The 9611-nt window shown below is 70.4% G+C and carries 9 protein-coding genes; 7 read left to right on the top strand and 2 right to left on the bottom strand.

Annotated features, from left to right (window positions below; genetic code table 11):
• Positions 1-175: 175 nt before the first annotated feature.
• The 3 genes from FNH08_RS34960 (at position 176) to FNH08_RS34970 (ending at position 3307) form a co-directional block, all read left to right on the top strand.
• Positions 176-1144, top strand: coding sequence for an RNA polymerase sigma factor SigF (locus FNH08_RS34960; protein ID WP_407704510.1), 969 nt, complete (start codon positions 176-178; stop codon positions 1142-1144).
• A gap of 407 nt (positions 1145-1551) precedes the next feature.
• Positions 1552-2448 carry an RNA polymerase sigma factor SigF gene (locus FNH08_RS34965; protein WP_152775545.1) on the top strand — a complete coding sequence of 299 codons (897 nt, stop codon included), beginning with the start codon at positions 1552-1554 and terminating at the stop codon, positions 2446-2448.
• 85 nt (positions 2449-2533) lie between these two features.
• Positions 2534-3307: a hypothetical protein gene (locus FNH08_RS34970; RefSeq protein ID WP_152775546.1), complete on the top strand. Its 774-nt coding sequence runs from the start codon at positions 2534-2536 to the stop codon at positions 3305-3307.
• A gap of 12 nt (positions 3308-3319) precedes the next feature.
• Here FNH08_RS34970 and FNH08_RS34975 read toward each other — a convergent pair whose 3' ends face one another.
• Positions 3320-3511: a hypothetical protein gene (locus tag FNH08_RS34975; RefSeq protein WP_152775547.1), complete on the bottom strand. Its 192-nt coding sequence runs from the start codon at positions 3509-3511 to the stop codon at positions 3320-3322.
• Between the two features lie 247 nt (positions 3512-3758).
• Between FNH08_RS34975 and FNH08_RS34980 the strand changes: the two genes are divergently transcribed.
• From FNH08_RS34980 to FNH08_RS34995, 4 genes are all read left to right on the top strand, one after another.
• The gene (locus FNH08_RS34980) at positions 3759-4289 is read left to right on the top strand and encodes a MarR family winged helix-turn-helix transcriptional regulator (RefSeq protein WP_152775548.1); all 531 of its coding nucleotides are present in this window, start codon (positions 3759-3761) and stop codon (positions 4287-4289) included.
• A 21-nt stretch (positions 4290-4310) separates the two neighbouring features.
• The gene (locus tag FNH08_RS34985) at positions 4311-6830 is read left to right on the top strand and encodes an MFS transporter (RefSeq protein WP_152775549.1); all 2520 of its coding nucleotides are present in this window, start codon (positions 4311-4313) and stop codon (positions 6828-6830) included.
• A gap of 153 nt (positions 6831-6983) precedes the next feature.
• On the top strand, positions 6984-7808 hold the full coding sequence (locus FNH08_RS34990; RefSeq protein WP_152775550.1) for a YceI family protein: 825 nt from the start codon (positions 6984-6986) through the stop codon (positions 7806-7808).
• A gap of 50 nt (positions 7809-7858) precedes the next feature.
• Positions 7859-8329, top strand: a complete 471-nt coding sequence (locus tag FNH08_RS34995) for a PPOX class F420-dependent oxidoreductase (RefSeq protein ID WP_152775551.1) — start codon at positions 7859-7861, stop codon at positions 8327-8329.
• 388 nt (positions 8330-8717) lie between these two features.
• On the opposite strand, the gene FNH08_RS35000 is transcribed toward FNH08_RS34995, so the two are convergent.
• Positions 8718-9506 carry a TetR/AcrR family transcriptional regulator gene (locus FNH08_RS35000; protein WP_152775552.1) on the bottom strand — a complete coding sequence of 263 codons (789 nt, stop codon included), beginning with the start codon at positions 9504-9506 and terminating at the stop codon, positions 8718-8720.
• Positions 9507-9611 lie beyond the last annotated feature (105 nt).

Consider the following 9611-nt stretch of genomic DNA (forward strand, 5'->3'; position numbering starts at 1 on the left):
TGTGTATAAGAGAAAGGTGGAGGGCTCCGCTGCGTCGTACGGCCCAACCTGCCGTCCCTCGTCTCCGCGCATCCTCAACACGGCGACATGCGGTGCTTGATCGCAACGCGCATGTGTTGTGATGCTATGACCGGTTTTGACGGATTCGTTGACGGACCATGAGGTGGAGTCGGAGGTGGAGTCGACCGTGCCGGCCAGCACTGCGCCTCAAGCACCGCCCCAGTCGGCAGGCGAACCGTCCCGCACCCAGGCCGAGCCACCCGAGCCACCGGCCAAACCTCCCGGGCCACCGGCCAGGCCACCCGAGCCGCCGGCCGAGCCACCCGAGTCACCGGCGGAGCCACCGGCCGAACCCGCCCCGGAACCCGCGCCGCAGCGCAGCCGGGGCGCCGACACCCGTGCCCTCACCCAGCTGCTCTTCGCCGAGCTCAAGCACCTGGAGCCCGGCACCCCCGACCACGACCGTGTGCGCGGCGCCCTCATCGAGGCGAACCTCCCCCTCGTCCGCTACGCCGCCACCCGCTTCCGCAGCCGCAACGAGCCCATGGAGGACGTCGTCCAGGTCGGCACGATCGGGCTGATCAACGCCATCGACCGGTTCGACCCGGACCGGGGCGTGCAGTTCCCCACCTTCGCGATGCCGACCGTGATCGGCGAGATCAAGCGCTACTTCCGCGACAACGTCCGTACGGTCCACGTCCCGCGCCGCCTGCACGAGCTGTGGGTGCAGGTCAACAGCGCGACCGAGGACCTCACCACCGCCTTCGGACGCACCCCCACGACCGCCGAGATCGCCGAACGGCTGCGCATCAGCGAGGAGGATGTCCTCTCCTGCATCGAGGCCGGACGCTCGTACCACGCGACCTCGCTCGAGGCGGCCCAGGAGGGCGACGGAATGCCCGGCCTGCTGGACCGGCTCGGCTACGAGGACCCGGCACTCGACGGCGTCGAACACCGCGACCTCGTACGCCACCTCCTCGTCCAGCTCCCCGAACGGGAGCAGCGCATCCTTCTCCTGCGCTACTACAGCAATCTGACCCAGTCGCAGATCAGCGCCGAGCTCGGTGTTTCCCAGATGCATGTCTCACGGCTACTCGCCCGTAGCTTCGCCCGGCTGCGCTCGGCGAACCGGATCGACGCCTGACGGCTCCCGGCGGCGGCGTCCAGCATCCGGGATGACCTGCGAAAGCGGAGGTGGCACGCGGGGCACGCGGGGCGCACAAACGCAGACGGGGCGCACAGAAAACGCCGGGTCCGACATGGACCCAGGCCATGACGCGTAACCGAAAGTAAGGCCGGGTCATCACCGGTGCGAGCGAATCGCGCATCGGCCAACTTTCCGGCAGTTACCGCCTGAAACCCCCTCAAACAGCTGTTAACCAGGGCTTATTCGGCCTTGGTATATCGACATGTCACTACAGCGTGTTGCCGACATGTGACATTCTCCCGGAAGCGCGTTTGCCGCAGCCTCGCAGCCGGTATTCAGGTGGAGGCTGCGTTCCTTACGACGGGAGCGTCCGCCGCGTCCGTCCGCGACCCAAAGGGGGTGGCATGTCCGCAGACCAGGGCAGCTCGAAGGTGCTCACGCTCGACAAGAACGAGTCGGCGCCCGACGCTCTCCAGGCCCCTCAGGACCTTCAGGACCCGCAGGACCTTCCGGGTCCCCCGGTCCTTCCGGCTTCGGAGTCCATCGACACCCGCACCCTGTCCCGCTCCCTGTTCCTGCGGCTGGCCGCACTGGACGAGAACAGCCCCGAGCGCGCCTACGTCCGGGACACCCTCATCGAGCTCAACCTCCCGCTGGTGCGTTACGCCGCCGCCCGCTTCCGGTCGCGCAACGAACCGATGGAGGACATCGTCCAGGTCGGCACGATCGGCCTGATCAAGGCGATCGACCGCTTCGACTGCGAACGGGGCGTGGAGTTCCCGACGTTCGCGATGCCGACGGTCGTGGGCGAGATCAAGCGGTTCTTCCGCGACACCTCGTGGTCGGTCAGGGTCCCGCGCCGGCTCCAGGAGCTGCGCCTGGCCCTCACCAAGGCCAGCGACGAGCTCTCCCAGAAGCTCGACCGCTCCCCGACGGTCACCGAACTCGCGGCCGTGCTGGGCGTGTCCGAGGAGGACGTGGTCGACGGCCTCGCCGTGGGCAACGCGTACACGGCGTCCTCGCTGGACTCCCCGGCCCCCGAGGACGACGGCGGCGAGGGCTCCCTCGCGGACCGCCTCGGCTACGAGGACACCGCCCTGGAGGGCGTCGAGTACCGCGAGTCCCTCAAGCCCCTGCTCGCCAAGCTGCCGCCCCGCGAGCGCCGCATCATCATGCTCCGCTTCTTCGCGAACATGACGCAGTCGCAGATCGGCGAGGAGGTCGGCATCTCCCAGATGCACGTCTCCCGCCTCCTCACCCGCACGCTGGCCCAGCTGCGGGACGGGCTGATCTCCGACTGACCTCGACGAGAGGTCCGGCGCGCCGGCTGTTGCTGACGGTGCTGACAGGGTTCCTCATTGACGCCCCGTCAGCCACACTGGCGCGATGCCTCACGCGACATGGATTCGTGGCCGTCGGGGCGCCCTCGTGGGCGCCTCGGCGGTACTCGTGTGCCTGGGCGGGGCGTTGGCGTCCTGCGGAAGCGCCGGCGGCGACGGCTACGTAGCGGTGGGCTCGGGAGCGGGCTCGTCCCGGCCGGCCGTGGCCCCGACGGGGGACGTGACCTTCGTACCGCTGGACGCACCACTGAACGGACCGCGGGAGGGCGAACGACCGCCCACGGGCTCCGATCGCCCCGGCACGGCCGACTCGCCCGACGGGCGCGGTGGTTCGGGCGCGGAGAGCGGGCCGGGTACGGCGAACGACCCGGGTGCCGAACCGGGGTCGGGCGACTCCGTGGCGGGCGGCACCGACTCCGGTCCTACGGCGACGGACGCGCCCTCCGCCTCGACGCCCCCACCCTCCTCCGGCCCACCGTCGGGCGACGCCACGGCGACACCGTCCCCCACGGGCCCCGCCGGACTGAGCGTGGGCGAGCCCGAGCGGGAGCCCACCGACAGGCGCTGGTGCGAGAAGGTCACCGTCGAGTTCCGCAACACCGGTGACACCACGGTGCGTTCGGGCAGGGTGACCTTCGGTACGCATGTCATCGGCCCGCTCGGCGTCGACTGGGCGACCGTGGAGTCCACGAGGAGACTCCCCGTGCCCATCGCCCGCGGGACCAGCCGCGAGAAGACCTGGACGGTGTGCGTCGAGGAGTGGCGGGTACCGCTGGGCATGCACATCGAGACGCGGGACGTCTCGGTGAAGGGGAAGTGACGGCCGAAGCGCTTACGCCAGCGCGAGCCAGGCGACGGCGACGACGATCGCCACGGCCGCGATGACGCCGACGATCACGCCGATACGGGGGCTGGAGGACGCGGCCGCCTGCTGACGGCCCTGGGGCTCGTCGACGAAGGCGCGGAACATCTGGGTGTTGCCGGCGGGGTCGTGGTTGCCCTGGGGGCCCTGGGTGTTAGCCATGGCCCAGGACCCTAGCGAATGCGGGGGAGCCACCCAAGTGTGGGGGCGCTGTCCTGTTGGGTGCGGTAATCGCCGGGAGTGGACCGAGTGATCCCCACCCTGGGCATCCTGCGGGACCTGTGCGTTTACGGTCGCCAATACTTGTCTTTGCCAAGCTTTTATCCCTCACGCCCCCCGATCCATTTGCCTGTAGCAACCAATCAATCCTACGGTTGCCTTAAGCAACAAGGTGGGAGGCGGACGAGCGATGGCCGGGAAGGCGCAGTACGAGGAGCTGGCGCGTTCGCTCAGTGCCGTCGGGGCCGTGAAGCGGGACATGGCGCGCGTCATGCCGCCGGACTGCCCGGGCGGATCGGCGGGCGTACTGACGCTGCTCGGGCGCCACGGCGACATGCGGATGAGCAGGCTCGCGGAGCTGCTCTCCGTGGACATGTCGGTGACCAGCCGTCATGTCGCCCACGTCGCCGTACGCGGCTGGATCGAACGGCTCCCCGACCCGGCCGACAAGCGCTCGCGCATCCTGCGCCTCACCCCCGCGGGCCGGACCCGGCTCGACGAGCTCCACGGACTCACCACCCAGTTGCTCGCCGACCGGCTGGGCGACTGGTCCGACGACGAGGTCGGGCAGCTGATCCGGCTCATGGACCGGCTGCGCGAGAGCTTCGGCGACTGCCGGGCGGCCCCGCGGACCACACACTCCGCACCCGTCACCGCACCCGTTACCGCACCCGTCGCGGCAGAGATCACCACCGACCACACCCCCCGTACACCCGCATAAGCAACGAAGAGAAGGAAGTCCATGGCAACGACCACACCAGCCGGTGTGCGGGCCCATGCCAAGCACGCGGGTACCGCCCCGAGCGGCGCCCCGATGTCGCACCGGCAGATCATGGAAGCGCTGACCGGGCTGCTGCTCGGCATGTTCGTCGCGATCCTGTCGTCGACGATCGTGTCCAACGCCCTGCCCCGGATCATCGGCGACCTCGGCGGCGGCCAGAGCGCCTACACCTGGGTCGTGACCGCGTCCCTGCTGACGATGACCGCGTCCACCCCGCTTTGGGGCAAGCTCGCCGACCTGTTCTCCAAGAAGCTGCTGATCCAGAGCGCCCTGGTCATCTTCGTACTGGGATCGGCGGCGGCCGGACTGTCGCAGAACCCCGGCATGCTGATCGGGTTCCGGGCGGTCCAGGGCATCGGCATGGGCGGCCTGTCGTCGCTGGCCCAGATCATCCTGGCCGCGATGATCTCCCCGCGTGAGCGCGGCCGCTACAACGGCTACCTCGGCGCGACCTTCGCCACCGCGATGGTCGGCGGCCCGCTGATCGGCGGTGTCATCACCGACACCAGCTGGCTCGGCTGGCGCTGGTGCTTCTACGTCGGCGTGCCCTTCGCCGTGATCGCCCTGATCGTGCTGCAGAAGACCCTGCACCTCCCGATCGTCAAGCGACAGGTCAAGGTCGACTGGGCGGGCGCCTTCTTCATCACCGCGGCGGTCTGCCTGCTGCTGGTCTGGGTCACCTTCGCCGGCGACAAGTACGACTGGGTGTCCTGGCAGACGTACGCGATGGTCGGCGGCACGCTGGCGCTGCTGCTGGTCTTCGTCCTCGTCGAGACGAAGGCGAGCGAGCCGATCATCCCGCTGCGGCTGTTCCGCAACCGCACCATCACGCTGGCCTCCATCGCCTCGATGTTCGTCGGTGTCGCGATGTTCGCGGGCACCGTCTTCTTCAGCCAGTACTTCCAGCTGGCCCGGGACAAGTCGCCCACGATGTCCGGCGTCATGACCATCCCGATGATCGCCGGTCTGTTCGTCTCGTCCACCGTCTCCGGCCAGGTCATCACCCGGACCGGCCGGTGGAAGGCGTGGCTGATCGCCGGTGGCGTGCTGGTGACCGCGGGCCTCGGCCTGCTGGGCACGATCCGCTACGACACCGAGTACTGGCACATCGCGATCTTCATGGCTCTGCTGGGCCTCGGGGTCGGCATGATGATGCAGAACCTGGTGCTCTGCACGCAGAACCAGGTGGACCCCAGCGACCTGGGTGCCGCCAGCTCCACGGTGACCTTCTTCCGGTCCCTCGGCGGTGCCATGGGTGTCTCGGCGCTCGGCGCGGTTCTCGCCAACCGGATCACCGACTATGTCAAGGACGGCCTCGCCGGTCTCGGTGCCCAGGGCTCCGCCCTCGGCCACGCCGGTACGGGCGAGGGGAACATCCCCGACCTGGCCGCGCTTCCCGCACCCGTGCGCACGGTCGTGGAGAGCGCCTACGGCCACGGCGTCGCGGACGTCTTCCTCTACTCCGCGCCACTGGCGCTGCTGGCCCTCCTGGTGTCCTTCTTCATCAAGGAGGTCCCGCTGAGGACCAAGGTCGCCTCCGCCGAGGCCGAGTCGACGGAGGCCGAGGAGCCCGCTCCGGTGGCCGAGGCGGTCGCCCGGACCGAGGAGCAGGTGCCGGCCGGCCCCGCCACGACCGCCGTGACGGAGCCCGCTTCCGACGGCGGCACCCAGAGGCTCGCCGCGGCCGCCATGGTGGCCACCGAGGAGCGCCCCGCCTCCGGCGGCACCCCGATCCACGGCCACGTCCGCGGCGCCGAGAGCACACCCGTTCCGCAGGCCTCCGTCACCCTGATCTCCCTCGGGGGACGCCAGCTGGGCCGCGCGGTCGCCCAGGCCGACGGCGCCTACGCCGTGGACGCGCCCGGTTCGGGTTCGTACGTCCTGATCGCCTCCGCCGACGGCTTCCAGCCCCAGGCGTCCACGATCGTGGTGGACGGCGAGCCGGTCACGTACGACATCCTGCTCAGCGGCACCAGCGGCCTGAGCGGCACGGTCCGCGACGCGGGGACGGCCCTCCCGGTCAAGGACGCGATGGTCGTCGTCACGGACGTCCGCGGAGACGTACTGGCCACCGGAACCACCGGCGAACAGGGCGGGTTCACCTTCGCCGACCTCGTGCCCGGCACGGTGACGGTCGCGGTGAACGCGGCGGGCCACCGCCCCCGCGCCCTCCCCGTCGACATCGGCGGCACCGGCGTCACCCGGATCGAGATCGACCTCCCCTCCGGAGCCCGCCTCCAGGGAGTCGTACGGGCCTCCGGCGGCCCCCTCACCGACGCCCGCGTCACCCTGGTCGACCCCGCGGGCAACGTCGTCGGCACGGCCACGACCGGCGCGGACGGGGCGTACGCCTTCACCGACCTGGACGGCGGCGAGTACACCGTCATCGCCACGGGCTACCCGCCGGTGGCGACCGCCCTCACGGTCACCGGCCCGGGAGTCGACGACCACGACATCGAACTGGGCCACCCCGGCGAGTAGTCCGCTCGGCAAGTAGTCCAGTCGGTAGCCAGCCCACCGAACCCCGGCCCGTGGAGCACGCGCAGAGCGGACGCGCGCTCCACGGGCCGGTCTCATCCGGCCTCATACAACCCCATACGACCTCATACGACCTCATCCAAGGAGTCACCCACCATGGGACTGACCGCGAAGATCCTCACCCGTGACGGTTGGGCCGTGTCACACGCGGTCGTCACGCTGACCGACACGACCGGCACGCAGATGGCGCGTGCCGCGGCCGACGAAGAGGGCACGGTACGCGACACCACCGACCTCGCCCCGGGCACGTACACCGCGATCGTCACGGCCGTCGGCTACGCCCCCACCGCGTCCACGACGATCGTCACCGTGAGCGGCCGGGCCGAGATCGGCACCGTGACGCTCACCCGCCAGGGCGGCACCGAACTCCCCCCGCCCGGCCCCTGGACCATCGACCCGGCCCATTCCTCCGTCACCGCGGTCACCCGCCACCTGGGCATCTCCACCATCCACGGCCGCTTCACGGACTTCTCCGGCCGGATCGAGGTGGCCCCCCACGACGCGGCCACGTCCCGTGTGGAGGCCGTCATCACCGCCGCTTCCATCGACACGGGCAACGGCATGCGGGACGACCACCTCCGCTCCCCGGACTTCCTGGACGTCTCGGCCCACCCGACGATCACGTACCACTCGACGGGCCTCACCCCGGCGTCCGACCCCGACCACTGGACGCTCCACGGCGAACTCACGATGCACGGCGTCGCCCGCCCCGTCGACCTCGCCCTCACCTACCTGGGCACCGGCAAGGACGCCTGGGGTGGCATGAGAGCCGCCTTCCACGCCACGACCCAGCTCCACCGCGAGGACTTCGCGATGAACTACAACCAGGTGCTCCAGGCCGGGATCGCCGCGATCGGCACCACCCTCAAGGTGGAACTGGACATCCAGGCGGTCCAGGGCGAGACACTCCCGCAGACGTAGGAACGACAGGGTCAGGCTCGCCGACCCCACGAGGGCCTAGGCTGCGGCCCATGGCACCGAACATCGCGACGAACACCTCCGTCAGCCTCGACGAGTTGCTGGACTTCGTACGCCCGCGCCACCGCGCGATCCTGCTCACCCGCCGCGCCGACGGCAGCCCCCAGGGTTCGCCCCTGACCTGCGGCGTCGACGACTCGGGCCGCATCGTGGTCTCTACCTACCCGGAGCGCGCCAAGACCCGCAACGCCAAGCGGGACCCCCAGGCCAGCCTGATCGTCCTCAGCGACGACTGGAACGGTCCCTGGGTCCAGATCGACGGCACCGCCGAGGTCATCGACTCCCCCGAGTCGGTCGAGCCGCTCGTGGAGTACTACCGCAACATCGCCGGTGAGCACCCGGACTGGGACGAGTACCGGGAGGCCATGGTCAAGCAGGGCAAGTCGATCATCCGCGTCACGCCCACGAAGTGGGGGCCGGTGGCCACGGGCGGCTTCCCGGCGCGGCTGGCTCCGCAGGAGTAGGGGGCTCGTCTGCCGGGTTCTTGTCGGTGGTCGGCTGCGGGTGAGTTGTGGCTGGTCGCGCAGTTCCCCGCGCCCCTGAAAGCCGTGCTCGCGCCCGGCATCACAACGCACCGTAACCCCCGCACCACTGACGCCACGCACCGCACCACGACGCACCCGCGCACCGGCACCCCGACGCACCCGCAGCCGCGTACGCACGGCAGGGGGTGTGCCGGGAGGTGTCCGCCCGCAGCGGCCGGCGTCCGCCACCGAGCACGTGACCGCCCACAGCACCGCCGGACCGAGGACGGAGACCTTCCGGCGCGCCCCCGACCCACGAACAAACGGGTAGGCGCCCGCGCCCAGCCGACGGCAGTCAGACCGCAGTCAGACCGCAGTCAGACCGCGGTCAGACGGCAGTCACCCGCGCCTCGATGCCCCCGATCACGATCTCCAGCGCGGTGGAGAAGTCCCGCTCGAACATCTCGGCCACCGTGTCGCCCCCGCGGGCCTCCATGAGCGCCTTCGACCCCTCCATGACATGGCTGATCCGCGGAGCCTGCGTCACCGCCGCCATGGCCTCGCTGAAGTACTCGTCCTCGCTCACCCCGGCAGCCGCGCAGCGCTCGACGAAGTGCCCCTCGATCGTGCCGAACCCGTACACGAACTGGAAGACCGCCGAGATCGCCCCGGTCTGCTCGGACATCGGCAACCCGGTCCGGCGGATCACACGCTGAACGGCGAAGGAGAACTCCAGGTAGTTCGGCCCGATGTTGAGGAAGTTCCCGGCGAGCGTCGACACCCACGGATGGCGTACCAGCACCTCCCGGTACTCCACGGCGAGCTCGCGCAGCTGGTCACGCCAGTCCGCCGTGGACTCCTCCTCGTCGCCCGGGATCGCGGCGGGCACCCGCATCTCCCCGAACACCGCGTCGAGCGCCAGCTCCAGCAGATCGTCCTTCGTGTCCACGTACCAGTACACGGACATCGCGGTGACGTTCAGCTCCGTGGCCAGCCGCCGCATCGAGAACTTCGGCAGCCCCTCGGCGTCCAGCAGCGCCACCGCGACCGCGGTGATCCGGTCCCGGTCGAGGCCGGACGGCTGCCCGCCGCGCGCCGCCCCGCCGCGCCGCGCCTTGTCCTCCAGCCAGACACTGGCCCGCGCCGGACGACGCCTCGCCCGCTCGGCTGCCACCATGGCGCACCTTCCTCAAACTCCAACAGCTGATCACGATGCTAGGCGCCCCGAGAGGGACGCGGGGAACTGCGCGACAAGCCCCACCAAACCCGCAGCCCCCCCGAT

Origin of the sequence: Streptomyces spongiae (assembly GCF_009377185.1) — a bacterium.
In the GTDB taxonomy this organism is placed as follows: Bacteria; Actinomycetota; Actinomycetes; order Streptomycetales; family Streptomycetaceae; genus Streptomyces; species Streptomyces spongiae.